Consider the following 26,194-nt stretch of genomic DNA (forward strand, 5'->3'; position numbering starts at 1 on the left):
GGAGCAATTGTAGTATGCAGATTTCTAACATTCTGAAGCCAGAGGCCGTGCGTGTCTTTGGTGCTGCATCCAGCAAAAAGCGCCTGTTTCAGGAGATAGCAGACGTTGCTCAGCTCGCCTATGGGCTGCCCGCGCAACCAACAGTCGAGGCTTTGCTTGATCGCGAAAGCCTTGGCCCCACGGGTGTGGGGCATGGTGTTGCCCTGCCCCATGCGCGGCTTGATGGTTTGGACAAAGTGGTTGGCGTGTTTCTGAAGCTGGATACCCCATTGGAATTTGGTGCGGTGGATCGCCAGCCTATCGACGTTGCATTTGCCCTGTTTGCACCTGAGGATGCCGGTGTTGAGCATCTGAAAGCGCTAGCACTGGTCTCACGGACCCTGCGCGAGCAGAGCTTTTGCACCAAGCTGCGGGCGAACCCGGATCCAGCTACGCTCTATACCATTTTGACCGAGGATCAATCGGTTCAGGCCGCCTGAGGCAGGTTACACCTCAGCTGGTTTCATCTGACCAATCGCCAAATCCGAACAGCAGATAATCGCGCTGATACACAGATGCGATTTGCGCCTCCAGCTCTGTGTCATAGATGTCGCATAAGCTGTATGGCTGATCCGGCGAGGCCGGCGCAATATCAGCCCCCTCTGCACGACCCAGCCATCGCGCAAGATCCGGTAAGGTCGTTGCCAGATCATCCTCGCGCAAGATCAGATCGGGTGATTGTACCGCAGCAAAACCCGCGACGATTTGCGCCTGCGTGGCCCAACCGGCATCGGTGCGAAAGCCTGTCTGTCCGGATAGATTGGCCCCAATCACCTCAATAAAGCGTGCGAAAGCTGCACGGTGCTGATCCCGTGAATATTTCGCATCTGGTTGGTGATTGGGGAGTGGAACCTTGAACTGCCCGCGCAGCAGGTTGCGGATCTGGCGCAAACAGCCCGGCCCCGTCAACAGGATTCGGGTGCAGAAAAAATGATGCAACCGGGCTGCCGGATGTCGCAATACTGTCAGGCTTCGAAATCCGGGGTGGCCCCGTTTCCATTGTCTCAGCTGTTTCTGGTTCATCCTCGTCATTAACGCACCAGCCCCATCTGGCTCTTGCTGTGCCATCCAGTTCAGCACGCTGTCCGTCGGCCCGCCAGTTATCGGAAGATACAGCAAGGGCAGCTGTTGCCCGGCAATATAATCCGGTACTGCAGGCCCGCGCCGCGGTTCAAAATTCGGCGTGCGGGACAGATTGAACCAATCCAACTGCGCCATTGCCTTATCCAGCTCAACCGGGTTTGACACCTTCGCCTCTAGCGATGATGGGTTCTGCGGCTTGAGACTGTCGTCCAGATGCTCCAAGCGCGCCGCAACATTGAGCCATTTAGCCAACCCATTGATAACGTCCAGATCCTGTAGATCCTCGTAGCCCACATAGAACGCCGTCTGGCCTGATTTCTGCAGTCGGTTCAGCAACGTGACCTGGAACTCCTGAAGCGCCGTAACATGCTGTGCAAACTCCTCTGCGTCGACGGTTGCCAGCCCGTCCTTGCGACGTTTCACGTTTGTCAACTTCCACTGACCTGTCGCGCGGGCAATCTTATGCGAGACATAGCTGTCTGCGGGATTGCGTGTCAGGATGATCTTGGCGCACCGCGGATCGTCCAGCATCGCATCCAGCACACGTGGATCATGGTCGTGAAAATACCGAAACCCATTCAAGCCACCCGTTTGGGCCGGAAACTGGGCCAGAAACCCTAAGGCGTCTTTGTCACGCTGATCCTGTGTCCAGCCCAGTGTCGCCTCGCGATTTGGGTAGCTGATGAAATGCGGATTGAAAGCTTCACCATGGCAGGTGACGCCGTCCAGAGCATTCAGGTTGGCCTCCAGAAAATTGGACCCCGTCCGCATCTCGGCAAACACAACAAAATAGTCAAAAGAATGAGGCATGGCTCTTAACGTACCAAATAGGGTTTGCGCGGGGTTTTAGGCATGTTCAGCGGGCCCTGCTCTGCTGGGAAATCTCCCATCAGATAGGGATGCATTCCCTGGTTCTTGAGGTTTTGCAGAAACTGACCAAACCCAGCCAGATCGACCAACGTCGGGGCCGTGTTCAGATGCCGCTGTGCTTGTGAGCCGAATTCATCAAGAATGGTTTGGATCGGCTCCATTGGTGCCTCCACAAACTCTGCCATCGACCAGATCCGCACCCGTGCCTTGACGTATTGGGAACGCAGGATCTCTATATGCTTGGCCTCGATTTGTTGCAGGCGCGCGGCCTCGCGCCGCAATTCTGAAAAGTTCTTGTTGGAACGAAACAACGGCACCGCCCACGCGCCAGAGATCAGCGACACCTGCGCATTCGGATCACGCGCGACCAACCAATTGATCGCCTGATTGTCCCGAGGCCCGAACTGGAAACACTGACGTTCGCCGCGGGTGTTCCAGATCAGGTTGGTTAGAAACCCCTTGGGGTGATAGTCCCGCAGCTTGGCACTGTTGCTAAGGCCACCATTGATCAACGTTTGGCAGTCTGCAAATTGAACACTTTCAGGCGCAAACAGGTGGCCGTGCACCTTGGCACCAGTTACCTGTGTCAGCCAATCTTCGAAATTCTCGAACAGCTCAGCAAACCCCTGAAACATCGAATATGGATTGCAGGTGATACCGTTTTCCAAACCGTTAGCGGGCAGACGGCTTTGCATATATAGTCCGGGCCGCCCCCGTGTGCGCCGCTCGACCGCCTTGGCGAAAATACGGTCGATCTTGCCCGGATTGGGTTCGGTGGATTTCACCATATCCGGGCTATCCATCAGAAAGGCCGAATAGAGCCGATTTGCATGCGGCCAGATCTTGCGGGCAACAAAACAATCCGACCGGCGCAAAAGCTGGAGGTGATCATCATAGAAATTATGCGGCTTGCCTTGAAAATCAAACTTAGACAGCGTCAGGGACCGGCTTTCGATGTTGCTGGAATACAGTCGAACCAAGGTCTGATAATAACTCTCGTCCGGGATCCAGACCTTTTGGAAATAGCGGTCATAGCGCGGCCGCTCAGGGTCTTCCAATATGGCGGACAGGGTCTGTCGTGTCAGGCACCACCATTGGCTGCCCATGTGTGGCACCAACCCCTCTGGGATCTTGCGCCGAATGCCCAGCTTACGCTGCAAGGCGACGTAGCGATCAAAGAGATGTCGCTGTTTCTTCCACGAAAAGGGAAACCGCAGTGTGAACCGTTCTATATCGAGGCCACCGACGGTCCAAGGCACGTCCGCAGTTGTGGCGCTTTCGATGAAATCTGTACGAGGCCTTGCTGCCAAGTAGTCAACCAGATCTGACACCGGACGCAGCGGCAGACACGAACCGGACGCCAGGAACACATGCCGTACCGACGGGTATCTTGCCAACAGCGCATCCGACGCCGACTGTGAGGCAGCGACGATGCCCCAGGTCCCCCACTCACAGCGGTGTCGGCGGGAAAACCGAACCATCGGCTCGTCAGAGAATGCGGCTTTGAACGCAGTGTAGGCCGTTAGCGGCACCTTCTTGTCGACATGCAGAACCACCGGGCAACCACCTGCCACCCAATGGCGCACCACCTGTTCGGCGCGGTCCAGCGCCGTGTGCACCAGCATGACGATGCCAACCGAATTCATGCCCAATTGCCCTTGGACATAAGGCCCAGGATCTCTAGCTGACGCCAGTTGATGTATCTCTCGCTCCACTTGCACCATAGCTCAGGTTGCTTGTTGGGCACCTTGGCGTAGGCCTTGTATTCAGCCGATCCTGCGTAATGCTGGCCACGCAACATCTCCTCCTCTGCCTTGGTAACAAAGGTGTGCAGGAATTTGGTGTGCAGCAAGGCGCCGCTTGCCTTTTCGCCGCCGTCGGTTTCGTAGACATGGTTCAATCCACGCGGTAGCAAGACGTGAGTCGAGCTGACATAGGCGTAACGCCGGTCCCATTTCACCAGCGGAATTTTGTTCAATGCCGGCGCTTTCTTAGGTTGGTCTGCGAAAAAAACCCGCGCCCGAGGTCCACCCTGAATCCAGAGATTGCCATAAATCGGATTGCGTTTGATCGAATAGTTCCCGCTGTCGAACCAATTGGTGATCTCCAGCGGATCCTGCCCAGCGCGATATGGTTCAGCATCAAGCGCACCCTTGGGGTAGACATCGACCAACATCGCAGAAAAGCTCCGGATCGCAGAATTGTCGAGCCAATCCGTCAAGGCACGCAGGGGCCGACTGTCACAAAACGGATAGACAAACAGCTCGTCCGGGTCGACCACCAGCACCCAATGGCCGTGGGCGTAGCGGCGTTTAAGGTGGTTCATCCAGTCGATACCAAACCCGGAATTTTTATAGCTCGCCATTGTGTGCCAGACGGACACGTCCGGCATCCCTCGCAGATAGTCCCTAGTGCCATCAACGGATCCGTTGTCCACAATCAGGAAATGATTGACGCCCAGCTTGCGATAGTACTCGAGGAAGTAAGGCAAGCGGATCTGTTCGTTGCGCACGGTTGCAACCAGCAAGATATCGCCGGGGCGAATGCAATCCGTCTGGTCCTGAACCGCAGACAGCTCGCGGGATTTGCGCATGGCACGCAAAAGGCGACGTTTCCGTCGCAAGCGCATGCGATAAGACTCCCAAAGGCTCAAAACTGCTTCCATCCCCGGCTGCAAGGGTGCCACATCGACCTGTCGTCAAACCGATCTAATACGGCCAGCGACATTCCGCACAATATGCCATGTAACCTATTTGGAAACAATGAATTTGGGATTGACGGCGTTGTTGACAAACCGGTGCGGAAATGGGCGTTCAGCCCCTCTATCGGCATTGATCCAATGCGGTCCGTTCCAGCAGATAGGCGTGGCTTTCGCCCGCCCCATCACGTTCATCTCGCCAGCGACAGTAGGCTGCCATACGCCAGTGATACCACGGCCTCAGCTGGTGATAGCGTTTCACCAGCCGCGGATCTGGATAGCCCGCCAAAAAGGCTACCTCTTCCTCCGCAGATAGCGGCGCACCGCGATAGACTTGCTGCATCGCTGGCGACAGAAACAAAGCTAGATCCTCGACCGGATCACCGATCTGGGGGCATTGCCAATCGATCAGCGTCAAAGTCCCATCATGCGCCAGGATATTTCCGGGCACCGGATCCCCGTGGATCAAGGTCGCCTGATCATGCGGCCGCACATGCCCTGGTGGTTCTGAATGTTGTAAGTCTTGGGGATCTCGGCACCGATCCAAGATAGCCCGAGTCTGAATTTCCAAGGCGTGACTGCCCGATGCCCCTGATGGCAGATCTTCAATGACCGGCTGGTCATGCAATCGGCCGAGCAGCTGCGCCACATGCCCTGCCCCCGATGTCCAGGTGATACCTGGGATATGCCGATAGGCCAGCCAATCGCATCCGTCAAAGGCTCCAAAGGTCAAGGGATGCGGCACCATACCTGTTCCTGCCAGCGCCGTCAGCGCTGCACGTTCACGTCCCGGGTCATTCGCAAACAGAGGATTATCATGCGATTTAGCATAGAGTTTGACTACTACATCATCCAATCGCCACACCCTGTTTGAGCGCCCACCAATAAGTGGGCGCAGCGTTGTTGCATGCAGACCAACACCATCCAAATGCGCCAGAAAGCGTGCGTCAAATGTCGACTTTTGCTGTCGCAGAACAGGCTCCGTAGCTGTGGTGCGCCTTGTCGAATGCGCCCCAGATCCTCGGTGCCCCGCGCGTTACGAGGTGGCTGCGGTGGGTTCACGCAGCGCTGTCACCGATGACGCCAAGATCGCCGAGCCGCCTTCTAGGATCAAGGCCACTTCGTTGCCTCGCATCTGTGTTTCTTTCACGCGGGTATATGTCTCAGCTGTATCCGACAAGACGATCTCTCCGTTTTTCTGGCTTTCCAGCACAAAGCTGTAGCTGCCCGGGTTGAACGCAAAACCATCGTCATCAATGCCCTGCCATTGGTAAGGCTCGGCTGAGACCGGCAGGCTGATACGCTGCACCTCTTTACCAGTGTCATCCTTGACCACCAGATGCACCGTATCAGCGATTGTGGCCGGGTTGGGCGATACCGTGACAGGGCTGGAGCCATCGAAGTATGCAGGTGCAGCAGACCGTGTTTCCATTCCAACCCAACCGGACATGGCTGCCATATTCGCGAGCCCCAATTGCGCTTGAATTCCCTCCAGAACCTCGTTGCCCTGAACTTGCTGCTCAACCATGGAAAACTGCGCAAGCTGTGCAGAATACTCAGTCGAATCAATTGGTTCCAAAGGATCCTGATAGCGCGCCTGCGCTGTCAGCATTTTCAGAAAAGTCTCGAAATCAGAGGCGATTCCGGTCGTTTTCCTGGGTGCCGCCGCCGCCGTTGCTGCCGTTTGTTGCGATGCCGCAGCACCAGATACCGTCGTCATGTGATCAAACCCTTATATCGAGACCAACCTCACCGAGGTTGAGTGATTGTGCTATTGGTTCTGCGGCTGTCTCGGCCAATTCGTCGCTGCTGCCTGAGCCTGCGCTACGTCCAGGATTGCCTTGTGATGCATCGTTCCCGCCACCGCGATTAGAGGCCTCGTCTCCAGAAAACTGGAACGAAATATCATCAAATCCCATACGGCGGAATTCATCAGCAAGCTCATTGATATGGCGCCGCATCAGATCACCCGTTTCGGCGCGCTCTGTCTGAATCATGACACTCACGCCGACATCCGTCACCGATACGCGCATGTTCACGTGGCCCAATTCCTTTGGGTTAAGAGCGACATCGACATTCCGCTCTCCCTTGGTTGCCAGTGCTTCCGCCATCTGATTCGCAATAAGACGGGGCGTTTCAGGCTTGTGAACGGTTCCTGGGCTTACTGTTGCCTCTGTCAGCAGCTGCGACAGCCCCGGAAGCTCTGCGCCTATCATCCCACCTGATTGCGAAGCGCCGCCAGCCCCAACCGAAGTCAATGAATCAATGGCGATTGATGACGTCGTATTAGGCGTTGCTGCCGTCAACGCACCGGCGCCAAGGCCAAAGCTGGCCGCCGAATAGGCACCTTGCGGCAGCACCGGAACAGTTGGCGATGACGTGGCCGACGTTATCTGCTCCGCAGCCGCTCGACGAGCCGCAAATTTTTCCCGAATGGGAGAGTGGGAGATTTCCAGAGGAACCGGATTCACGGGGCGATTCGCCTGATCTGCCGACATCGGCGGTACCGATGTTATCGTTTTGGCCACCTCGGACGGCGATCCACCGGGCGCAGGTTTAGCAGTCTCTGGTTTTGCGGCCGCTTGTTCGGCCAGAGCAGAGCTAGCGGATACGGCGCTGGTCTGCACGATTCGGCGCTTTTGCGTGCCGGCCTCACCGCTCGTTTGGGATTTAGTCGCCTCTTTGCTTTCGACCTTTGATGCACTCTCATGATTTAGAGCTGCTGCCGAAGTATTACCGCGCGTTTCAGACTTTGCGGTCGCGCTATCAATAGGCTGTCTTTGCGATGCGGCCTGTAACGCCGCTATTGCATCTTTGGATTCAGCTTTTCCAACCGGAATTACATCACCCCCGGCGGAATCTGCGGCTGTGCGCAGTTGCGTGGCATCAGGCACCTTGGCGTTGCCACCCCGCTCGCCTGACTTCGCCAGTTGGCTGGCTTGCGTCGTTTCACCGCTTACGGACGAATCAGCATTGACCTTGGTCGTTTCAACCTGTGTCACGACTTTATCCGATGCGGCACCACCAACCGCAATTGGGGCCGGTGACCCTGCAACTACAGCTCCTTTGGTGGCGACGTCTGCTGCGATCTCACTCGAAATTTCAGCTGTAGACGCCGGCACGGCTGTTGGCTGCGGATCATTGGGGTAGACTGTACTGCCCTCAGCAGCGGCTCCCTCAATATCTGAGGACACCTCTGCATCACCGTCTTTTTCTGTCTCATTGCTGCTGCCCGACGTCGTATTGCTCGCGGCCTGCTCTTCAGCAACCTCGTCAACCCGCATCGCGTCGGTCTCTGCGCCATCGTGCGATTTTGCAGTCTCTGCCATAACCGCGTCAAAGCTAGATCCTTTGCGCGATTTTGCCGATTCGCCTTGCTGGATCTTGTCCGATCCCTGCGCGCCACCAGAAGTGGGGCTAGTAAGTGCGTTGATAAACATTGGCTTCCAGACATTCTATCTCGATGTCGTCACCTTAACGCCAACCGGTTACGGCAATTTTAACCGATCTTGGGTCAAAATAGAAAAAATCGAAGCAATTTCGACGTCTCAAGAATGAGGTATACAATGGAACAGATTGCTCACTTTCCGGCTATGCAGCGCCCTGCTGCGATCAAGCCGCCGCCCCAGGATCCATTGCGCAAGGCTGCGCAGGAGCTTGAGGCAACCTTCCTTACAGAAATGTTGAAATCCGCAGGACTAGGCGAAAGCCGCGAAACCATGGGTGGTGGCGCGGGCGAAGACCAGTTTGCCAGTTTCCTCGTGCGCGCGCAGGCAGAACAAATTGCGAAGGCGGGCGGCGTCGGGTTGGCCGAATCACTCTACCACGCACTGAAAGAGGCAGAAAAAAATGACTGATCAAACTCCGCAACAGCTCATCGAAGAACTGGACACGCTCCTTGATGCAGAGCGCGCCGCATTGGTTAAGGGCAACCTGCAAGAACTGGAGCCGCTGCTTGCCAAGAAAGAAGAGATTATCACCACGCTAAATATGACATCCGATCTGGAGCGTGAGGCGCTGGAACATGTGCAAGGTAAGGTGTCGCGCAACCAAGTCCTACTGGACAGTGCAATGGAGGGTATCCGTGCGGTGGCAGCACGGATGGCTGAACTGCGCCAGGTTCGCAAGGGGTTGGACGTCTACGATCAATCCGGTCGCAAGACACGTTTCACCACGCGCAACACGCCCAGCCTAGAGAAACGCGCCTGACCGCCCCAATTTAGGAAAAATTCTAGCAATGGAAATTTCGGCATTAGCAATCCCTTAGCACATAATAGGCCAATGTCACCTTGCACCTTCAAACGAGGGTGGCGCGAAAGCCGGACGGCGGAACGCATAGTCAGAAAGACGTCAGAGAGCGCCCTTCGGGGCAGGGAAACCAGAGGTCAAAACGCCTCTAATCAAAGGAATACATGCTATGTCCAGCATTCTGACTAACAACGGCGCAATGGTTGCACTGCAGACTCTGCAGTCCGTGAACAACAGCCTGAACGACACCCAGAGCCAGATTTCGACCGGTAAACGGATCGGTTCGGCCAAGGACAACGCCGCCGTCTGGGCGATTTCCAAAACCATGGATTCGGATATCGCGGGTTATGCCTCGGTTCAGGATTCTCTGGGTGTTGGTGAGGCAACTGTTGCTGTGGCTCTGTCTGGTGCAGAACAGATCGTTGAAACGCTGACCGAGATGAAGCAGCTGGCGATTTCCGCAAACTCGGAAAACGTTGATCACGCAAAGATCCAGGACAGCATTGCCAAGAAAGCAGCACAGATCGAATCCATCATCGATTCTGCTGAATTCAACGGCGCGAACCTGCTTGACGCTGCTGTAACGACTGAGCTGACTGTCTTGGGCGGATTGGATCCATCTGCGGATACCATCACGGTGACGGCGATTGATTCTGCATCAGACATCAGTACTGCCGGTATCACCGACATTACTAGCGTTGCGACCGCCTCTACTGCTCTGACTGAAATCGAAACCATGCTTGGCAATGCGATTGATGCCGCTGCGCAGCTTGGTGCGGATTCCAGCCGCCTGTCTGACCAGGGCATGTTTGTGTCGAAACTGTCCGATTCCCTGAAAATGGGCGTCAGCACCATGACCGATACCAATATGGAAGAATCGTCTGCAAGGCTGAAGGCGCTTCAAACTCAGCAGCAGTTGGCGGTGCAATCACTGTCGATTGCAAACCAGGCTCCACAGACCCTGATGCAGCTGTTCCGTTAACAACAGCTTGATCTGGGGCGCCACGGTGCGCCCCAGATTCCCTATCGCAGAGAATCTGTAGATTACATGTTAGGATAACACGTGAATGCCCTTCTAAAGGCGAAGAGCGCCTATTCGGCGGCAAAGGCCCCGACTCGAACTGCAAAGAACCTTGAATACGAAGTCATCGCCAGGGTCACACGGCGCATCGTTGCCGCAGCGCAAAAAGGCAAGCCAGGTTTCACTGAACTTGCCGCCGCGCTGACCGACAATCGCAAACTCTGGTCGATCTTTACAGTCGAAGTTGCAAGTCCAGGAAACCCCCTGCCGGAAGAACTAAAAGCTCAGCTGCTCTCGCTTGGGGAATTCACCCATCAACATACCAGCAAGGTTCTGGCCCGCAAAGCGGACGTCCGACTGCTGGTGGAAATCAACACGGCCATCATGCGTGGCCTTCGCAGCGGAGCGTCCTGAATATGAGCGGATTGGTCCTGAAACTTGCCCCGAAAGAGCGGGTATTGGTGAACGGTGCAGTAATTGAAAATGGCGATCGGCGCAGTCGATTGTCGATCGTAACCCCGGATGCAAACATCCTACGCTTGCGTGATGCTATCCACCCGGAAGACGCCAACACACCCGTACGCCGTGTCTGTTATGCGGCCCAGCTGGTCTTGTCCGGTGATGTCGATGGTGAAGACGATCGGTTAAAAATGCTACGCCGCATCGAAGAGCTTAGCCAAGTATTTACGGATCCCGATAGCCGGGCATCCTTGGCAGAAGCTACAGATGCTGTGCTCTCTGACAATCACTATCGGTGCCTGAAAGCCCTGCGCACCCTTCTGCCCCGTGAAGATCGGCTTATGGCTGTACGTCCTTCTTAAGTTCTCAGCCGATCATTCCGTCAAACGGTATCTTCGGCTGAGATTTCTTAAACAGGATGTCTGGTAAGCGATTATAGACTTCTTTATGCACGCCGCGCTCATGCGCGGGTGCGACAGTCTTGCAGAGGATATCGGCGCGGTAATTTCCCACGGAGAGCTCATCGATTGATAACTGCTGCAGCCAGTGAGACCGGAAGCTGAACATCAGGATGCCGCGCGCTTACAAAGATTTCCACCGAAGCCCTATAAACCGACAAGCCTCAACCGATTATGACGCGAACAGGCCCGCCACGATACTCCGTCTGGTGCTTACCAAAAATTGACGCCGTCGCTGTGATCCACTGTCGAGCTATGTCATCATTAAGTGGTGACCCGGAACACCACCACATCTAATGAGAAGGGGACCACGGGGGATTTCATCCGCTTGGTGCCACTCACGGTTCTACCGTTGCAGTGCTTGTGTCCTCTTTCTCAATCCGGTCGGAGTACCCGTCTTTTTCCATAGCTGACATTGCCTTTTATCCCATTGGTCAGGGCGTTTCGACGCGCTAACGCTTTTTTCTGCCCAAACTCAATCGGATCTCGGGTCACATGCTTTCGGGGGTACCTTCTATGTAGCCTTGTTCATCATGCTTCGCGCTACTCACACCTTGGAGCTTTCGAGAAGGCTGTACCGCCCAGTGAGCGATTTCAGGGGTTTCATCTAGCGAAGCGCAACAGCGCGGCGCACCATGAGCATAAGACGGTTGAAACTGCTCTTAATCCCGTCAGGGTCTGCCTTGCCAAAGAATGAATCCAATTCCGGCCACAGTTTTACAGCTTGGTCGAGAGTTAAATCATTACCCTCAGAATAAAGACCTGCACGGATCATAACCTCTGACTGCTCATACGCTCCCAAGTACTTTCGCACATCCAAAATAGCCGCGTTTTCGTCGTCTGACGCTGCGGCCGGCAGGCTTCGTGAGACAGAGCGAGAGACATCCACGGCCGGGAAACGGCCTCTTTCCGCGATCTCTCTGTTCAGCACGATGTGGCCATCCAGAACACCGCGCAGAATATCGGCAATGGGTTCATCCATATCCGAACCCGCAACCAGGACGCTGAAAATAGCCGTAATATCCCCCTGGCCTGCATTTCCGGGCCCTGCTCGTTCACATAGACCCGTGATCAGAGGCGTGACCGACGGTGGGTAACCGCGCAGGGCCGGTGCCTCACCAGACGCCACAGCAATCTCACGGTGGGCCTCGGCGAACCGGGTAACGGAGTCTGCCAAAAACAGAACATTCTTACCCTGATCGCGAAAATGCTCTGCCACAGCCATCGCAGACCAGGCACAGCGACGGCGGACCAGCGCAGATTGATCCGAAGTAGCGGCAATCACCACGGCCCGTTTCATGCCCTCGACGCCAAGAACATCTTTCACAAAGTGATTGACCTCCCGGCCCCGCTCACCGATCAACGCGATAACCACTACGTCGGCTTCCATATTTTGGGCCAAAGTCGCCAAAAGTGTGGATTTCCCCACACCCGATCCAGCAAAAAGGCCAACGCGCTGCCCTTTTACAATGGGGAGAATCGTATTGAACACCGCAAGGCCGGTCGCGAGTCGATCGCCCATTGATCGGCGCGAGGCCGCTTTGGGCGGGGCCGACATCAAATCGCGTGCGATTTCTCCACGCATCATTGGGCGCCCGTCCAGCGCGGCGCCAAAGGGATCGATCACCCGACCGATCCAACAGTCAGAGGGTGCAAAATCTGGTGTCGGATGCAGAAGTACCGCATCTCCGATTGCAACGCGGTCAGGCGTCGTGTCAGGTAACATACTGACTTCGCTTCCAGATATTCTCATCACTTCGCCTTCGAGTGGATCACTACCGGTCCTGCGCAAAATCAACCGATCACCAATACGTGCCTGACCATTCAATCCTGATACGGTAATTGCACCACCCGATATTTCGGACACGCGCCCCACGGCAGATGACAAGCGTTTTTTTGTCAGATCCTGGGTCAATGCGTTGATGGCTGAGATCATGTTCTGGTGTCTCCAACTGTTCCTGAAAACAATTTCTAAAGGAATCAGGGTTAAGCCTTGATTGAAATTGATCGAGGGAGAAGCCCCGGTGTTTAAAGAACTGAACGTCTTTAAAATTGCCTACTCAATGGCGACCCATGCTGGGAAGCGCCAAGCATTGGTGTCGCAGAATATCGCCAATGCAGATACCCCTGGCTACCATGCCAAGGACATCAAACCGTTCAAGGAAGTCTACGCCCAAGGTGCGCGCCCTGGTGATATGATCGCAAGCCGGTCCAATCATCTGAACGGTGCGTCCGGGAATGGCATGGACTGGGCGGTGACCCAGACTCGCGGTGGCGGCGACCCCAATGACAACTCTGTCTCGATCGAAACCGAAATCCTGAAAGGGGTCGAGGTGAAGCGGCAGCATGACCGTGCATTGGCGATTTACAAATCGTCGATGAACGTGCTGCGCAGCAGCCTAGGCCGACGTTGAAGAGGTTAGATCATGAGTGAATTTGCAAAATCCCTTTCCGTTTCAGCTAGCGCGCTGAAAGCACAAGCCAGCCGCCTGCGTCACGTGTCTGAAAACATCTCGAACGCGGACACCCCTGGCTATCGCCGAAAGACCGTTCCATTTGAAGCGGTGCGGGATCTCAGAACCGATGTTGAAAAAGTCGAAGTCGGTCCCGTCCGTCTTGATCGCTCCGATCTTGAACAGATCTTTGACCCGTCTCACCCTCTGGCAGACGACAGCGGTCACTACGACGGCTCCAACGTCAATCTGATGATCGAGATCGCCGATGCTCGCGAAGCGCAACGCAGTTACGAGGCCAACCTCAAGATGTTCGAACAGGGGCGGCAAATGTCGTCATCACTGATGGATCTATTGCGCAAGTAACACCGAAGTTTTCTGAAACACCCTGACATACCTGGAGATCCAGAATGGATATTCGCAGTCTTTCCGCCACAACTGGCTACGCCGCAGCACGGCCTGCAACCAAGATTGATCCGGAGCACACGCCGACGAGCGCCGAAGCCCGGATCAAAGCTAGCTTTGAAGATTTCACCAACACACTGCAGCAAAGCGAGCAGGTGTCGGTGACCGCAATGACCGGCAACGGCGACCCCCACGCGCTGGTACAGGCCCTTGCACAGACCGAACTGGCGGTGGAAACCGCAGTGACCGTCCGCAACAAGGTGGTCGAGGCCTATCAAGAAATCCTGCGGATGCCGGTGTAAGCCCATGATGAGCGAAGGGCTTTTCTACGACACACTCCGCCAGGCTGTCTGGGCCGCGGTGATGATGTCGACACCGATTCTCTTGGTGGCGCTGGTTCTGGGGCTGGCAATCGGCCTGTTTCAAGCCCTGACCTCGGTGCAGGAGATGACACTGACCTTTGTGCCTAAGCTCAGCGCGATCCTTATCGTTTTTTGGATGACCATGGGCTTTATGACACAAACCCTGGTCGCCTTTTTTGACGGGCACGTTGTGCCACTGATTTCAGGAGGTCTGTGATGGGAAACACCGGTTACACCACCTTGTCCCGCCAGTCGGGTCTGATGCGCGAGATGCGTGTCGTTGCAAACAATATCGCCAACTCAGCGACCACCGGCTACCGCTCCGAGGGGCTGATCTTTTCTGAGTTCATTCAGTCTGCGCCAGGCCAGGAATCACTATCGATGGGGCGGGCAAACATCCGCAACACCTCAATGGCGCAAGGCGCGCTAACCCAATCTGGCGGGGATCTGGACCTCGCCATTGAGGGCGACGGCTATTTCATGGTCGAAACCCCAATGGGCGAACGTCTGACCCGGTCAGGCGCGTTTTCGACCAATGCCGAAGGCGACCTAGTCACAATGGATGGCTATCGTGTTCTGGACGCAGGGCGCGCCCCGGTTTTCATCCCGAGTGACGCCGCATCGGTCAAGTTCGGCGCTGATGGCACCCTAAGCGCAGATGGCCGTGCCCTAGGGCAAATTGGCATTTTCAAGCCAGAAGAGAATTACCAGATGGTGCGCGAAGACGGGGTGATGTTCCGCGTTGACGGCGAAATTGAGGACGCTGGCGAGGCTCGCGTGCTTCAGGGCTTTCTCGAGGGATCCAACGTCAACGCCGTTTCGCAGCTTGCGCGTATGGTCGAGATTCAGCGGGCCTATGAAATGGGTCAGAGCTTTTTAGAGACCGAAGACAAACGCATACGCGACGCAATCAAAAATCTGATCAAGTCATAGGAGTAAGCCCATGCGTGCCCTAAAGATCGCCGCAACCGGAATGACTGCGCAACAGTTGCGTGTTGAAACCATTTCGAACAACCTCGCCAACATGAACACCACCGGCTACAATGCCCGCCGCGCTGAGTTCGCAGACCTGCATTATCAGCAGGTTACCCGAGCTGGCACCGTGAATGCCTCTGATGGGACCGTGCTGCCAACGGGTGTTCAGGTCGGCCTGGGTGTTCGTGCCTCGGCAATATCCATTCACTTGGCACAGGGCGCACTTTCTCAGACCGGTAACGATCTGGACGTCGCGATTGATGGCAAAGGCTTTCTAGAGGTGTCTCTGCCATCAGGGCAAGCCGCCTATACGCGTGACGGTGCACTGAAACGGTCAGCAGAAGGCCTGATCGTGACCTCCGACGGATTTACCGTGTCGCCTGATATCACGATCCCCAGCGATGCCCGTAATGTGTCAATCAATGCTGATGGTGAAGTCTACGCTTACTTTGACGAAACCGCCGAAGGCCAATTGATGGGTCAGTTGACGTTGGCAGGGTTCTCTAATCCCAAAGGCCTGGAAGCGCTTGGCAGCAACCTTTTTGTCGAGACCGAAGCCTCAGGATCCGCCACCGTGGCCTCACCCGGTGAAAACGGTCTAGGCACATTGCGCCAAGGCTATCTGGAAGCCAGCTCCGTCGACGCAGTGCGTGAGGTGACCGAACTGATCGAAGCCCAACGCGGCTACGAAATGAATGCCAAAGTCATCTCTGCCGTCGACCAGATGATGGGCGCAACCACGCAGGTACGCTGATGAAACGGATCCTCGCCATTGTGATGTTGTTCTGCGCCCAATCCGCTTGGGCGGATATTCTCGTCCCCGTGCGGACAATCCGCGCCAAGGAAATCGTCACCGCCGAGGATCTGGTTTTGAAACAGGTAGAGGTTCTTGGCGCGATATCGGATCCGACCCTGGTCATCGGCAAAGAAGCCCGTGTGGCACTTTATGCCGGACGTCCGATGCGCACGGGCGATGTTGGTCCACCAGCGATTGTTGAACGCAACGACCTCGTCACCATTCGTTTTAAACGCGGTGGTCTCACCATTTTGGCGGAGGGCCGCTCTCTTGGCCGTGGGGCTGATGGTGAAGCAATCCGCGTCATGAACCTATCGTCACGCACAACCGTCAGCGGGCGCATCGCAGCAGACGGAACAGTTGAGGTAAACTGATGAAAAATCGAATTCTTTCGGCTAAAACAGCCCTTGTGGGTGTGGTCATGCTCAGCGCTTGCGGGCGTCTGGATCACGTTGGAAAACCGCCCACCTTCAGCCCTGCAAATGACTCCCCCGAACATGTGGCGATGCTCTTTCAAGGTCTGCCCGTTGATACCCAGACACAGCGCCCTGTTGATCAGGCTTCACTCTGGAGTGGGTCGCGTCGGTCTTTGCTGGGCGATCGTCGAGCCACCAAACAGGGCGATATCCTGACCGTCGTGATTGAAATCGACGAGCAGGCTGAGATTTCTAACGATAGCAAGCGTTCGCGTTCCGGTTCCGAAAGCCTGGCGCTGCCGCAGTTGCTCGGTCTGCCACAGCGGCTGGATCGCAAATTGCCAGAAGGTGCCAGCATGGCTGATGCCGTCGATATCGGCAGCAGCAGCAGCTCTGGCGGCAAAGGGTCTGTTAAGCGCAGTGAGAAGCTGGAATTGCGCGTTGCTGCAACCGTAGTTGATGTGCTGCCAAACGGCGTTCTGGCAATCAGCGGCACTCAGGAACTCCGGGTCAATTTCGAAATGCGTGAACTGCTGGTCACCGGTTATGTTCGTCCAGACGACATTAGCCGCCAGAACGAAATCACCTATGACAAGATCGCCTCGGCACGCGTGTCTTATGGTGGACGTGGCCAGATCACCGATGTCCAACAACCGCGTTACGGCCAGCAAGTGCTGGACGTAATCCTGCCATTCTGAGGCCTGCCAATGTTATCAAAACTACTGCCTGTCATTCTGCTTCTGATTGGAACCGCTGGAGGCATCGGCGCGGGAATAATGATGGCTCCGGAACCGGCCCCTGAAGAGCACGCCGAAGAGAGCGGGGACCATGCCGAAGAGATCACCCCAGAGCTCCCCGGTGCGGAAGAGGAACAGCGCGAGTATATCAAGATGGCGAACCAGTTCGTGGTACCCGTCGTCGAGCGCGATCAGCTGTCGTCCCTAGTGGTTATCTCTCTCAGTCTGGAAACCAAGGCCGGAATGAACGAGAAAATTCATGCCTATGAACCCAAGCTGCGGGATGTCTTCCTGCAAGTGCTGTTTGATCACGCCAATATGGGCGGTTTCCGAGGCGCCTTCACCCGTTCAGACATGATGACGCCGCTACGTACAGCGTTGCGGGAGGCCGCTCAGAAGCAACTGGGTAAAGATATCCATGACGTACTGATCGTCGAAATGTCGCGACAAGACGTCTAACGACGAGGCCCTGGCGTAGAAAAGGCCGGTTCTTATGAACCGGCCTTTTTCGTCGTGATAGAAAAAATCATTATTCCATATTCATCAAACGATTATGCTGTTTCTGTGCTAGGTCTTTCTTATGTCGTTGGCGTTCCTGAGTTGCCATGGTTTCCACTGCATGTTTCCGGCCAAAGGCCTTGCGCAGTTTGTCCATCGCGCGCAGTTTTTGGGCCGTAATCTGGGCCAGCTCCATATTCAGTTGTCTGCGAGTACGACCGTGCCAGCTTTGCCACAAAAGATCAGCGCCAAGCGCCTTCATCGCATGGTCTGAATTGGCAATTTCACGGGTCTCGTTCACTTGGCGATCTAGTTTCGCCAATTGGCTGCGCACCCGTGCTTCTGCATCTAGCACAGGCTTCACCTTGGCATGTTCCTGCAGATACATCGCCTCGGTCACATCGGCCATCTGATCCAGCATCTTTTGTTTCATCACACCATACCCTTGGCTCGTTTACGCATGTCTTCCGCAAACCGAATTGCCGCAGCAACTGGTGCGAAATGTTCTTCGTGAATTTCTTCACCGATCTCAACTGATGCATGTAGTGCCCGCGCAGTTGGCGGATCACTATGGATCGGAATACCGTTTTCATTGGCAACTTCGCGAATGATCGCAGCCACCTCGTCCACCCCTTTAGAAACACAGATCGGGGCCTGTCCCGGCTCTCTGTCCCACTTTAGGGCAACTGCGTAATGCGTCGGGTTGACGATCACCACATCTGCCCCGGCCACATCAGTAACGCCCTGACTCATGGCGATTTCGTGAGCCTTTTGCCGACGCGCCCCCTTCATATGAGGGTCACCTTCTGAATCCTTGTTTTCATCCAGGATTTCCTGACGGGACATCATGTTCTTGCGATTGTGTTCTGCTTGCTGAAACGCCGCATCGATCACACCAACGCTAAGCGCGATGAGAAGCGCGAGGATCAGAAACTCCAGCGACAACTGAGCCATCATCATGACCACTACAAACGCCCCGGTCGCCGAAGAGGCGATCATCTCGGGGAGCCGATAGTTCAGGTAGACCCCCATGCACGTAGAATAGAGCACCAGCTTGACCGTACTCTTAAAAAATTCAAACAAACCGGACCGACCGAACTTGTTCTTTGCATTAGAGATGATTGAAATCCGCGACAGCTTTGGTTCCAGTTTGCTGGGAGCAAAGACCAATGCCCGCTGCGCAATGATCGACAGCAGAACAGCCGCCATCGGAATGAGAAAAATCGGCAGGCTGGAGGTCCCGATGGACAGCAAGACGCCACCAACCGGAGTGGTGCCGCCACCGCCAAAAAACAAATCAGCATGTCGATCCGGTTGATCCAGGAAAGACATCAATACGGTGCCGATTTCCTTAACCACATCCTCGCCCGACACATAAATCGCGACAATCAATCCTAGATAGGCCGCCGCAACTGATAGGTCTGTAGATTTGGGAACTTCGCCTTTTTTTCGAGCTTTCTCAAGCTTTTGCGGCGTTGGTTCATATGACTTGTCTGAGTCGTCGTCGCTCATCGCATGCCCTCACCGGGATTGGCAAAGAATGCCATAAGCGCCGTGCTCCAGATATCCAAAATCATCGGACTGGCGACCATCAAGATAGCGAGCCCACCAAAGGTAACAAACGGTGCACCAATAAATGCCACCATGAGGGCCGGCATGGCGCGATTGATGACACCCAATGTCAGGTTGTAAATCAGCGATCCGATCAGAAATGGGGCCGCCAGTGAAAACCCCAGCGCAAAAACCCGCGATACGCGGTGCACTCCCCAGTCCGACAGGCCGGATGCAGCCGGTAGTTCGCCAACCGGAAACATCATGTAACTGTAGATCATAAACTCCGCCACGCGGATATGGAGACCCAGCATCACCGCCAGAGCAAGCCCTGAAATCAGCAATACAGCGCCAATTGCAGGCATTGGTTCGGCCCCGATCCCGCCCAGGACCTGCGCGAGAGAGGTCGATTGTGCGGCAATCGTTCCTGCAATTTGGATTGCATGCACAAACATGCGAATACCCACGCCCAGCGCCAACCCGACAACAGCCTCGCTCATGGCAAGGCTGGCATAGTGCAGCGGGCTAGCCGGTTCAGGTAGCAACGGTATCGTTGGCGCCACGATAAACGTGAACGCCAGCGAAATCGCTAGTTTAACACGCATCGGTACATATCGTTCGCCAAACGCAGGCAACATCGAAACCATTGCCGCCACGCGCAGGAAAACGATGGCTCCATGCCAGAAACCAGCCCCCAATAGGGCGATCAGCTCCGGTGGCAGGAAGTCCAGATTCATGCCGGAACCATTCCGACCAACGCCGGGCGCGCCTCCAATCCGATTTCCTCAAATGACAAAACGGGATTGAGAATGCCACGCGATTTAAGAATGGTGCGCAAGTAACGCCGACGACGGGTGGAGGTCACAACGGCAGCAAAAATACCTTGCTCTGTTGTTGTATTCAAACGATCACTCAACCCTTCGGCCAGACGATTGAACTGATCGGGTGGCAGAGCGATGTCTACTGCTCCACCCTGCGCATCGATCTGATAGGTCGAGAACGTCTCTTCCCACTCTGGCGCCAGCTGGATGAGCGGAATGGTTCCATCCTCGCGCTTCATCTCACCCACCAGCTGGAAGCCCAGTCGCTGACGAACATATTCACAGATGGCTTCCGGCTGGGTGGTATGCAGGCGCGCTTCACCGATCGTTTCCAAAATCAGCGGCATGTTGCGGATGGAAACACGCTCTTCGAGCAGCAGGCGTAGGACCGTGTGCAGCGTATCGATCGGTACCTTGTCAGGGATAAGTTCGTCGAGCAACTTGCGATTGGCCTCGGCGCGGAAATCATCCGTCAACTCGGTCATTTCATTTAACAGCCGACGCAGTGATTTGAGCGTCAGGAGGCGCGGGAAATTCTGCTTAATGACTTCAAGCAGATGAGTTGCCAAAATTTCAGGCGCGGTGACAATCGTAGCACCGGACAAGGCGGCATCCTCTTGATTTCGTGACGAAATCCAACGAGCTGGAGCCCCATAAACTGGCTCCGTCACATCCGTTCCAGGAGGCAGAGCATCGTGGTTATCCGGCATCAATGCCAGCACCATTTCTGGATGCAAGATACCGCGGACCTGTTCGACACCCTGCACCTTGATCAGATAGGTGCCGGTCATCAATTCAGGCTCGTCCGTCAATCGGATCTCGGGCAAAATCAAGCCAAATGTGGTGGCGACATGTGTCCGCATATTTGCAATACGGGCGTCCAGCCCGGTACCTGCGTCCAGCACCATGCTCACCAGATCTGGAGCAAACTCAAGATGCAGATCGTCCAGATCAAGAATATCACCCAGCGCCCGGTTTTCCTTGGGTTCCATAACCTCTTCAATCTGGCTGTCCATCTCCGCTTCTTCACGGTCTTTGGCGTTTTTACTCAGCCGATACGCAGCGTAACCCAGCACACCACCCCCCACCATGAAAGGAAGGAACGGCAAGCCCGGCACCAGAGCAAACAGCACCATGAGCACAGAAACGGTCGCCAGAGCTGCTGGATGCTTACCCAACTGATCCGACAGCGCGATATCTGTCGAGCCAGTGGCACCACCTCGTGCCAATAGCAACGCCGCAGCGATGGAGATAATAACCGACGGAATTTGTGACACCAGACCATCGCCAACCGTCAGAATTGCATAGGTTTCAAAGGCCGACGCAACGGGCATACCATGGACCAAAACGCCCATGATCAACCCCATGATCAGATTGAGAAGCGTGATCAACAGGCCAGCAATCGCATCGCCTTTCACGAATTTCGAGGCCCCATCCAACGAACCAAAGAAGGTCGTCTCACGCTGTTCCGCCTCGCGCCTTTGACGCGCTGTGGCATGGTCAATCGCACCTGCGGACATATCGCTGTCGATGGCCAGCTGCTTGCCCGGCATCGCGTCAAGGGCGAAACGGGCCCCAACTTCGGCCATACGAGCAGCGCCTTTGTTGATGACCATGAAATTCACAATCAGCAGGACGCCAAAAACCACGAGGCCAAGGAACACACTGCCACCCATGACGAACTGAGCGAACCCCTCGATCACCCCGCCAGCGGCATCTGTTCCAGTATGACCCTGGCCAATGATCAACTTCGTCGACGACACGTTCAGCGACAGCCGCAGCATTAGTGACGCCAACAGAATTGTCGGGAATGACGAGAAATCTAGCGGGCGTTCAATGAACAATGTCACGGTAAAGATCAGGATCGCGAGACCGAAGGACGCCGCAAGCCCGACATCCAGCACCCATGCCGGCATTGGCAGGATCATCATGACAATGATCGCCATCAGGGCGAGCGCCAGCAACACGGTTGGGCTGAACAGTTTTTGCATATCAATGTTTGGCACGGAAATTCAGCCTTTATTTCAGTATGATGATCGCTTGCGCCGAAGTGCCTCCGTCGGTCGACGGGAACAGTGAACCCAACCGGGCTGTCCCGGTTGGTGCGGTACCCTTAGCGATCAGGGGAGACGGTTTATGAAGCATTGCCAGTGGTTGAGGAGCAGAAAATGTGGTCCGCTTACGTTCAACAGGAAGCGCAGCAACGGTTTCCACCGGTTTCAGGTCAGCGCGAACCCTGTCAAAACGTGCGGTGTATCGGTTTGCGTAGGTTGGCGTGCGCGAATGATAGGCACCGGCAGCCTGTGACCAGTCGCCGAATTCGGTATGCAGATCCCGCAAGAAGCGCGCCGCGTATTGGGCGTTCGCAAGCGGATCGAACATTTGATCAATCGAATCAAATGCCTGACCGTGCCATTTGAAATTTATCTGAAAACAACCAACATCAAAACTGCGCGCGCCACGCTTGAAGTGGGAAAAGACATACGCTCTGGCCTCATCCTCGGTCTGGAACCACTTGCCGGCCCCTTCCATATTGACCGTCCACGGCCAGGGCTGAAGACCCTGCTTACCACCGCGCCCGGTTTCGGTCCTGGTAATGGCTCGCAGAACGTCCAGCGGGACACCCTGATCCCTGGCAGCGCGCCGCGCCGCCAGATCACATAAGGCTGACACCTGCGGCGAAGCCGCGCGCGCGTGGTCCGGAGAAAGCAGCGACAAAATACCGATCACGGTAAAAAAAAGCATACTCAATGCGGGCAATCTGCCCGCACAGTCGGCGCACTGCCGCTGTTGTCTGAAGTATCGGTTCGATTTCGGCATTCTGCCTGTCCAAATTAGGATTCACCCTAGGCCCGAGCCTAAGCTCAGAGCGTTGACAAACAGTTATCGCCAGATGCACCAAGACCGCCGATCATCGGCGGTCTTGGTTGGGCAAACTATACAGGAACCGACGTCAGGACATCGCAATCATGATCCGTCTTCACCCAACTGGGGTTGGCGTGTCACCTTCTGCAATAGATCTGCAATCCCACCTCGCGTCCCTTGGCTGCTCTCAACCAGCGCCCTTGCATGCGCCAACGGCGTCAATCCAGTGGGCTCTTTTGCAGTTTCTTCAATCTGCGTTGTTACCTCGGCCACGCCACCGAATTGCTCGGCAGCGGCTGCATCTATGGCTGCCAAATTTTTGCGATCTTCCGAATGCCAGAATCCACGCGCGGCGGCATCACTCTCATCTTCTTCAAGAAGGTATTCCCCAGCGCGTGCATATTCGCCGTTCTTCCATAACGCTTCGGCGCGCAGCTTATTCGCATCAGAGCCAGAAAGGCCCATCAGCTCGACCAAGGCAGAATGTGGCTTGTCCATCGCCAGCGCGGCTTTGGCCAAGATCAACCGGCGTTTTGTATTGCCGGGTTCCATCGCGAGCTTCTTGAGAACGGATTGGGCTTGCTGCGCAAAGCCCAAATCAAGCAACCGCTGGGCAACAATATCCGCAACTGGCGCCACCTCATCTGTGGTCCCATTGGCGGCGATGACCAACGCATATTGTAGGAAGGTCACATCATCAGCGCGTTCAGCCAGAAGTGTCAGCAACGGTTCCAACGCTCTAGGGCGCGCACCGGGGCCATCACGGCGACTCAGCTGATCCAATTCAGTAAAGCTGTCATGGAACTGCCCGGTCAAAGCCAAGGCCGAGACCACAGCCCGCCGCAGTTCCGCCCCGAGATCGCTGTCGCGGTTCTCGACCTCATAAGAAGCCGCGAGATCGGGTACATCGGGCGATAGCGCAGCGCGTTCAACAAAGCTAAGGTCGATCAGCTCAATCAGTGCACGGGGGGCGTTTTCGCTGCGCTCGGCGACTTCATCCGTTAGTTCCTGCGCGACAGTTTCGACATCGCCTTCGAGTTTTGCGATCTCAGCCTCTGCCAGGTTGATTTCCGGAACATGCTCCACCCCTGTACGGTCGACCGAACGCAGGGTCGCCCCGGCCAGATGCGGATCACCAGCTTTCGCGAATAATGTACTGATGCGAGGCCCCACTTGTACACGAAGATGCGGCGGCAGCTTGGCAAAGGCCTGTTGGATCGCGTCCGTCTTAGCGTTTTTCTTGATCGTACCATCCGCGAGTGCAGCCCAAAGCGCGACCTCACTATCGCAGACCTGTTGACCCGAAAACGCGTGATTAACGTTCAGGTCCTGACCATCCAGCACCGCACCCATCGCTGTCAACGCGATCGCATCATCGTGCTCTGACGCGCCGGACGGCATCATTTTCAGAATGGCCTGTGCTTCGGCACCAAATCCAAAAAACAGATACGCGCGGGCAAGCGTCAACACCGCGGCGGGGTCAACGTCATCGAATTCGCGCACCAAGTTCGCCCGCAACGGTGAGATTTGGTCGCCAAAAGGTTCATCAGTGCCCCAATTATGAACCGCAAGCTGTGAGCCAGGAAGGCAATGGGTAGGTTGACCATAGGTGTCAGGACGACGCGCAATCAGGCCGCTTTCGCGGTCCACTGAGGAGGTAACCGACACCTGATCCAAGGGGTTGAGTGGGCGATCACGAGCGCTCAGCGGATCCAAAATATGTCCGCCTGCACCGTCATGAACTTCTATACCCGCCAGATCGAGCAGGCCTTGATTCGTGGCACGACTGATTTGCTGCAAAAGTCGTTGCTCCGATGCGCTCACCGTTGCCGCCCGTTCGGATTCGGCCAGATTCAATAGCATATCAGTACCGACTTGGACGGATACCGGTGTCGATTTTTTCTCAGACGTAGTTTCTGAAGGCGACTGAACTTTTTGGGTGGCTTCAGCTGTTTCTCGGGTGTTTTGCTTCAGGTCCAGCGGCAGTTTTATCGCCGAGCGAACACCTCCCTCAGATACCGGGATACGCGACGCCCAATCTTGCGTGCTTGCCCGATCTGCGATGACACCACCAAGATTGAGGGCCGCGCGGGCATCAGCTACAGCTCGAGCTGAAAGGTTGAAGCGATATCCAGCGCTATTCGTGTTACCAGAAAACAGCGGTAGTGGCGACGCAACGGTCAATTGTTGGCGCGGGACCGGAGGTCCGTCCGCAATATCGACAACAAGATAGCCGTCTTCTTGAACATAAGAGGTCACTTCGCAGACGCACCCCAACTGCAGTTGCAGCGGCTGCCCCGGCCCAGTTTGCGAAAGGGACTGCAGGCGTGTGCGCGGAATAAGATCAAATACCCGCGATGTATCAAAAACCACCGTTGGCGTGTCAACGGTCAGCTCTGCCAATTCGCCGGATTGGCGTATAGACCATGGTGCGCCACTGGGTAAGCGCATGACCAGCCTGGAAAAACTGTCGTGTTCTCCTGATTGGGCGACCACGGTCTGGGCTTCGGCAGATGCCGTTGCCACTGCGAGCATTGCAAAGACCAGTGCGCGCCACATCATGCTGCGTCCTGTTTCACCGACTTCAGCGCTTCTTCAAGCTCGGAAAATCCGGGACGAATATGCGATGGCGTATTCTGGCGCCCCACTTCGATGCAGATAGCAGCAGCGTGATTGTGCAGATTGGCCACAAGCACCTCTCTGATGAGAGAGTAGAAATGCCCATCCTCTTCGACCACTGACTTGACCTTACCCGCAAAAGGACCGACCAGACCGTAAGCCAAGAACACCCCAAGGAACGTCCCCACAAGCGCGCCGCCGATCAGCTTACCCAGAACTTCTGGCGGCTGGTCAATTGATCCCATTGTCTTGATGATACCCAAAACCGCCGCAACAATACCGAGCGCAGGAAGACCGTCGGCAAGTGTCTGCAGGGCGTGACTAGAATGCAGCGCATGATGCAGATTCGCTTCGATCCGCTTCTCCAGAACCTCTTCGACCTGATGCGGATCGTCATAGTTCATGGATGCCGATCTCATGGTATCGCTGATCAGATTCACCGCCTCTTTATCCGCGAGGATTTTGGGGTAGCGGTTGAATACGGATGAATTTTCAGGATCCTCGATGTGCTGTTCGACCTCAACCGGGTTCGCACGTGCAATCCGGATCAACGTAAACAGCAGGCACAGCAGGTCCCGGTAGTCATCAGCCTTCCATTTAGGGCCTTTGAACACCTTACCGAGATCCTTCAGCGTATGTTTGACACCGCCCATATCATTGCTGATCAAGAAGGCGCCAACACCGGCGCCGCCGATCATCATCAATTCGAACGGCATGGCCTTGATGATGATTGCCATCTTGCCACCCGCCAGGAGATATCCCCCGAACACCATGACAAAGATAACCACGATGCCTACAATACCGAGCATTAGGTCCACTC

General features: G+C 55.6%; 29 protein-coding genes. 15 read left to right on the top strand and 14 right to left on the bottom strand.

Annotated elements, in window-relative coordinates:
- Positions 1-14 precede the first annotated feature (14 nt).
- Positions 15-479, top strand: coding sequence for a PTS sugar transporter subunit IIA (locus PhaeoP97_RS16500; protein WP_072506000.1), 465 nt, complete (start codon positions 15-17; stop codon positions 477-479).
- Between the two features lie 13 nt (positions 480-492).
- Here PhaeoP97_RS16500 and PhaeoP97_RS16505 read toward each other — a convergent pair whose 3' ends face one another.
- The 6 genes from PhaeoP97_RS16505 to PhaeoP97_RS16530 all read right to left on the bottom strand — a co-directional run bounded on the left by PhaeoP97_RS16505 (position 493) and on the right by PhaeoP97_RS16530 (position 7,974).
- Positions 493-1,932: a nodulation protein NodH gene (locus PhaeoP97_RS16505; RefSeq protein ID WP_072506001.1), complete on the bottom strand. Its 1,440-nt coding sequence runs from the start codon at positions 1,930-1,932 to the stop codon at positions 493-495.
- A gap of 5 nt (positions 1,933-1,937) precedes the next feature.
- Positions 1,938-3,638: a DUF5927 domain-containing protein gene (locus PhaeoP97_RS16510; protein WP_072506002.1), complete on the bottom strand. Its 1,701-nt coding sequence runs from the start codon at positions 3,636-3,638 to the stop codon at positions 1,938-1,940.
- Positions 3,635-4,621 carry a glycosyltransferase family 2 protein gene (locus PhaeoP97_RS16515; RefSeq protein ID WP_072506003.1) on the bottom strand — a complete coding sequence of 329 codons (987 nt, stop codon included), beginning with the start codon at positions 4,619-4,621 and terminating at the stop codon, positions 3,635-3,637. Before PhaeoP97_RS16515 ends, PhaeoP97_RS16510 begins: the two co-directional genes overlap by 4 nt.
- A 193-nt stretch (positions 4,622-4,814) precedes the next feature.
- Positions 4,815-5,555: a phosphotransferase gene (locus PhaeoP97_RS16520; RefSeq protein WP_338048659.1), complete on the bottom strand. Its 741-nt coding sequence runs from the start codon at positions 5,553-5,555 to the stop codon at positions 4,815-4,817.
- Positions 5,556-5,726: 171 nt separating this feature from the next.
- Entirely contained in the window at positions 5,727-6,410 is a 684-nt protein-coding gene (locus tag PhaeoP97_RS16525) for a flagellar hook capping FlgD N-terminal domain-containing protein (RefSeq protein WP_072506005.1), read from the bottom strand.
- A 4-nt stretch (positions 6,411-6,414) separates the two neighbouring features.
- Positions 6,415-7,974, bottom strand: coding sequence for a flagellar hook-length control protein FliK (locus tag PhaeoP97_RS16530; protein WP_237028956.1), 1,560 nt, complete (start codon positions 7,972-7,974; stop codon positions 6,415-6,417).
- A gap of 282 nt (positions 7,975-8,256) precedes the next feature.
- Between PhaeoP97_RS16530 and PhaeoP97_RS16535 the strand changes: the two genes are divergently transcribed.
- The 5 genes from PhaeoP97_RS16535 to flbT all read left to right on the top strand — a co-directional run bounded on the left by PhaeoP97_RS16535 (position 8,257) and on the right by flbT (position 10,780).
- Positions 8,257-8,547 (top strand): rod-binding protein, encoded by a 291-nt coding sequence (locus tag PhaeoP97_RS16535; protein WP_072506007.1) that lies wholly within the window; start codon positions 8,257-8,259, stop codon positions 8,545-8,547.
- On the top strand, positions 8,540-8,899 hold the full coding sequence (flgN, locus tag PhaeoP97_RS16540) for a flagellar export chaperone FlgN (protein WP_072506008.1): 360 nt from the start codon (positions 8,540-8,542) through the stop codon (positions 8,897-8,899). The genes PhaeoP97_RS16535 and flgN overlap by 8 nt, the downstream gene beginning before the upstream one ends.
- A 208-nt stretch (positions 8,900-9,107) precedes the next feature.
- Positions 9,108-9,920 (top strand): flagellin N-terminal helical domain-containing protein, encoded by an 813-nt coding sequence (locus tag PhaeoP97_RS16545; protein ID WP_072506009.1) that lies wholly within the window; start codon positions 9,108-9,110, stop codon positions 9,918-9,920.
- An 81-nt stretch (positions 9,921-10,001) separates the two neighbouring features.
- Positions 10,002-10,373: a flagellar biosynthesis regulator FlaF gene (flaF, locus tag PhaeoP97_RS16550; RefSeq protein WP_072506010.1), complete on the top strand. Its 372-nt coding sequence runs from the start codon at positions 10,002-10,004 to the stop codon at positions 10,371-10,373.
- Between the two features lie 2 nt (positions 10,374-10,375).
- A complete protein-coding gene (gene flbT / locus PhaeoP97_RS16555; RefSeq protein ID WP_072506011.1) occupies positions 10,376-10,780 on the top strand; it encodes a flagellar biosynthesis repressor FlbT in 405 nt (134 codons plus the stop codon).
- A 703-nt stretch (positions 10,781-11,483) separates the two neighbouring features.
- Here the strand turns inward: flbT and PhaeoP97_RS16565 are convergent.
- Positions 11,484-12,812 (bottom strand): FliI/YscN family ATPase, encoded by a 1,329-nt coding sequence (locus PhaeoP97_RS16565; RefSeq protein ID WP_072506013.1) that lies wholly within the window; start codon positions 12,810-12,812, stop codon positions 11,484-11,486.
- Between the two features lie 88 nt (positions 12,813-12,900).
- Here PhaeoP97_RS16565 and PhaeoP97_RS16570 point away from each other — a divergent pair, with 88 nt between their 5' ends.
- Genes PhaeoP97_RS16570 through PhaeoP97_RS16610 form a run of 9 tightly spaced genes read left to right on the top strand, consistent with a single transcriptional unit; the run spans position 12,901 to position 17,479 of the window.
- The gene (locus PhaeoP97_RS16570; protein WP_072506539.1) at positions 12,901-13,290 is read left to right on the top strand and encodes a FlgB family protein; all 390 of its coding nucleotides are present in this window, start codon (positions 12,901-12,903) and stop codon (positions 13,288-13,290) included.
- A gap of 12 nt (positions 13,291-13,302) precedes the next feature.
- On the top strand, positions 13,303-13,695 hold the full coding sequence (gene flgC / locus PhaeoP97_RS16575; RefSeq protein ID WP_072506014.1) for a flagellar basal body rod protein FlgC: 393 nt from the start codon (positions 13,303-13,305) through the stop codon (positions 13,693-13,695).
- A gap of 44 nt (positions 13,696-13,739) precedes the next feature.
- The gene (fliE, locus tag PhaeoP97_RS16580) at positions 13,740-14,036 is read left to right on the top strand and encodes a flagellar hook-basal body complex protein FliE (RefSeq protein ID WP_072506015.1); all 297 of its coding nucleotides are present in this window, start codon (positions 13,740-13,742) and stop codon (positions 14,034-14,036) included.
- A 4-nt stretch (positions 14,037-14,040) separates the two neighbouring features.
- On the top strand, positions 14,041-14,313 hold the full coding sequence (locus PhaeoP97_RS16585; protein WP_072506016.1) for a flagellar biosynthetic protein FliQ: 273 nt from the start codon (positions 14,041-14,043) through the stop codon (positions 14,311-14,313).
- Positions 14,313-15,029 (top strand): flagellar hook-basal body complex protein, encoded by a 717-nt coding sequence (locus PhaeoP97_RS16590; RefSeq protein ID WP_072506017.1) that lies wholly within the window; start codon positions 14,313-14,315, stop codon positions 15,027-15,029. Before PhaeoP97_RS16585 ends, PhaeoP97_RS16590 begins: the two co-directional genes overlap by 1 nt.
- A gap of 10 nt (positions 15,030-15,039) precedes the next feature.
- A complete protein-coding gene (gene flgG, locus PhaeoP97_RS16595; RefSeq protein WP_072506018.1) occupies positions 15,040-15,825 on the top strand; it encodes a flagellar basal-body rod protein FlgG in 786 nt (261 codons plus the stop codon).
- Positions 15,825-16,241, top strand: coding sequence for a flagellar basal body P-ring formation chaperone FlgA (flgA, locus tag PhaeoP97_RS16600; protein WP_072506019.1), 417 nt, complete (start codon positions 15,825-15,827; stop codon positions 16,239-16,241). Before flgG ends, flgA begins: the two co-directional genes overlap by 1 nt.
- The gene (flgH, locus tag PhaeoP97_RS16605; protein WP_072506020.1) at positions 16,241-16,981 is read left to right on the top strand and encodes a flagellar basal body L-ring protein FlgH; all 741 of its coding nucleotides are present in this window, start codon (positions 16,241-16,243) and stop codon (positions 16,979-16,981) included. Before flgA ends, flgH begins: the two co-directional genes overlap by 1 nt.
- A gap of 9 nt (positions 16,982-16,990) precedes the next feature.
- Positions 16,991-17,479 (top strand): flagellar basal body-associated FliL family protein, encoded by a 489-nt coding sequence (locus PhaeoP97_RS16610; protein WP_072506021.1) that lies wholly within the window; start codon positions 16,991-16,993, stop codon positions 17,477-17,479.
- A gap of 70 nt (positions 17,480-17,549) precedes the next feature.
- Here the strand turns inward: PhaeoP97_RS16610 and PhaeoP97_RS16615 are convergent, their stop codons facing one another.
- The 7 genes from PhaeoP97_RS16615 to motA all read right to left on the bottom strand — a co-directional run bounded on the left by PhaeoP97_RS16615 (position 17,550) and on the right by motA (position 26,183).
- Entirely contained in the window at positions 17,550-17,951 is a 402-nt protein-coding gene (locus PhaeoP97_RS16615) for a hypothetical protein (RefSeq protein WP_072506022.1), read from the bottom strand.
- Positions 17,951-19,030: a flagellar type III secretion system protein FlhB gene (flhB, locus tag PhaeoP97_RS16620; protein WP_072506023.1), complete on the bottom strand. Its 1,080-nt coding sequence runs from the start codon at positions 19,028-19,030 to the stop codon at positions 17,951-17,953. The genes PhaeoP97_RS16615 and flhB overlap by 1 nt, the downstream gene beginning before the upstream one ends.
- Positions 19,027-19,806, bottom strand: coding sequence for a flagellar biosynthetic protein FliR (locus PhaeoP97_RS16625; protein WP_072506024.1), 780 nt, complete (start codon positions 19,804-19,806; stop codon positions 19,027-19,029). Before PhaeoP97_RS16625 ends, flhB begins: the two co-directional genes overlap by 4 nt.
- Complete coding sequence (gene flhA, locus PhaeoP97_RS16630; RefSeq protein ID WP_420849012.1) at positions 19,803-21,881, bottom strand: flagellar biosynthesis protein FlhA; 2,079 nt, start codon at positions 21,879-21,881, stop codon at positions 19,803-19,805. The genes PhaeoP97_RS16625 and flhA overlap by 4 nt, the downstream gene beginning before the upstream one ends.
- 28 nt (positions 21,882-21,909) lie before the next feature.
- Entirely contained in the window at positions 21,910-22,635 is a 726-nt protein-coding gene (locus PhaeoP97_RS16635) for a transglycosylase SLT domain-containing protein (RefSeq protein WP_072506026.1), read from the bottom strand.
- Positions 22,636-22,857: 222 nt separating this feature from the next.
- Complete coding sequence (locus tag PhaeoP97_RS16640) at positions 22,858-25,314, bottom strand: hypothetical protein (RefSeq protein ID WP_072506027.1); 2,457 nt, start codon at positions 25,312-25,314, stop codon at positions 22,858-22,860.
- Complete coding sequence (motA, locus tag PhaeoP97_RS16645; RefSeq protein WP_072506028.1) at positions 25,314-26,183, bottom strand: flagellar motor stator protein MotA; 870 nt, start codon at positions 26,181-26,183, stop codon at positions 25,314-25,316. The genes PhaeoP97_RS16640 and motA overlap by 1 nt, the downstream gene beginning before the upstream one ends.
- Positions 26,184-26,194 lie beyond the last annotated feature (11 nt).

Origin of the sequence: Phaeobacter porticola (genome assembly GCF_001888185.1) — a bacterium.
Classification (GTDB): domain Bacteria; phylum Pseudomonadota; class Alphaproteobacteria; order Rhodobacterales; family Rhodobacteraceae; genus Phaeobacter; species Phaeobacter porticola.

Bases quoted from the DNA above. Each gene is read 5' to 3' on its own strand.
- PhaeoP97_RS16610 (WP_072506021.1), top strand. From the start codon at position 16,991: ATGTTATCAAAACTACTGCCTGTCATTCTGCTTCTGATTGGAACCGCT.
- PhaeoP97_RS16500 (WP_072506000.1), top strand. From the start codon at position 15: ATGCAGATTTCTAACATTCTGAAGCCAGAGGCCGTGCGTGTCTTTGGT.
- flgA (WP_072506019.1), top strand. From the start codon at position 15,825: ATGAAACGGATCCTCGCCATTGTGATGTTGTTCTGCGCCCAATCCGCT.
- PhaeoP97_RS16525 (WP_072506005.1), bottom strand. From the start codon at position 6,410: ATGACGACGGTATCTGGTGCTGCGGCATCGCAACAAACGGCAGCAACG.
- flbT (WP_072506011.1), top strand. From the start codon at position 10,376: ATGAGCGGATTGGTCCTGAAACTTGCCCCGAAAGAGCGGGTATTGGTG.
- PhaeoP97_RS16635 (WP_072506026.1), bottom strand. From the start codon at position 22,635: ATGCTTTTTTTTACCGTGATCGGTATTTTGTCGCTGCTTTCTCCGGAC.
- PhaeoP97_RS16615 (WP_072506022.1), bottom strand. From the start codon at position 17,951: ATGAAACAAAAGATGCTGGATCAGATGGCCGATGTGACCGAGGCGATG.
- flhA (WP_420849012.1), bottom strand. From the start codon at position 21,881: ATGCAAAAACTGTTCAGCCCAACCGTGTTGCTGGCGCTCGCCCTGATG.
- PhaeoP97_RS16535 (WP_072506007.1), top strand. From the start codon at position 8,257: ATGGAACAGATTGCTCACTTTCCGGCTATGCAGCGCCCTGCTGCGATC.
- PhaeoP97_RS16590 (WP_072506017.1), top strand. From the start codon at position 14,313: ATGGGAAACACCGGTTACACCACCTTGTCCCGCCAGTCGGGTCTGATG.
- PhaeoP97_RS16545 (WP_072506009.1), top strand. From the start codon at position 9,108: ATGTCCAGCATTCTGACTAACAACGGCGCAATGGTTGCACTGCAGACT.
- flgN (WP_072506008.1), top strand. From the start codon at position 8,540: ATGACTGATCAAACTCCGCAACAGCTCATCGAAGAACTGGACACGCTC.
- flgG (WP_072506018.1), top strand. From the start codon at position 15,040: ATGCGTGCCCTAAAGATCGCCGCAACCGGAATGACTGCGCAACAGTTG.
- PhaeoP97_RS16585 (WP_072506016.1), top strand. From the start codon at position 14,041: ATGATGAGCGAAGGGCTTTTCTACGACACACTCCGCCAGGCTGTCTGG.
- PhaeoP97_RS16515 (WP_072506003.1), bottom strand. From the start codon at position 4,621: ATGCGCTTGCGACGGAAACGTCGCCTTTTGCGTGCCATGCGCAAATCC.
- PhaeoP97_RS16565 (WP_072506013.1), bottom strand. From the start codon at position 12,812: ATGATCTCAGCCATCAACGCATTGACCCAGGATCTGACAAAAAAACGC.
- PhaeoP97_RS16640 (WP_072506027.1), bottom strand. From the start codon at position 25,314: ATGTGGCGCGCACTGGTCTTTGCAATGCTCGCAGTGGCAACGGCATCT.
- PhaeoP97_RS16505 (WP_072506001.1), bottom strand. From the start codon at position 1,932: ATGCCTCATTCTTTTGACTATTTTGTTGTGTTTGCCGAGATGCGGACG.
- PhaeoP97_RS16530 (WP_237028956.1), bottom strand. From the start codon at position 7,974: ATGCGGGTTGACGAGGTTGCTGAAGAGCAGGCCGCGAGCAATACGACG.
- PhaeoP97_RS16510 (WP_072506002.1), bottom strand. From the start codon at position 3,638: ATGAATTCGGTTGGCATCGTCATGCTGGTGCACACGGCGCTGGACCGC.
- fliE (WP_072506015.1), top strand. From the start codon at position 13,740: ATGGATATTCGCAGTCTTTCCGCCACAACTGGCTACGCCGCAGCACGG.
- flgC (WP_072506014.1), top strand. From the start codon at position 13,303: ATGAGTGAATTTGCAAAATCCCTTTCCGTTTCAGCTAGCGCGCTGAAA.
- PhaeoP97_RS16625 (WP_072506024.1), bottom strand. From the start codon at position 19,806: ATGAATCTGGACTTCCTGCCACCGGAGCTGATCGCCCTATTGGGGGCT.
- flhB (WP_072506023.1), bottom strand. From the start codon at position 19,030: ATGAGCGACGACGACTCAGACAAGTCATATGAACCAACGCCGCAAAAG.
- motA (WP_072506028.1), bottom strand. From the start codon at position 26,183: ATGCTCGGTATTGTAGGCATCGTGGTTATCTTTGTCATGGTGTTCGGG.
- flgH (WP_072506020.1), top strand. From the start codon at position 16,241: ATGAAAAATCGAATTCTTTCGGCTAAAACAGCCCTTGTGGGTGTGGTC.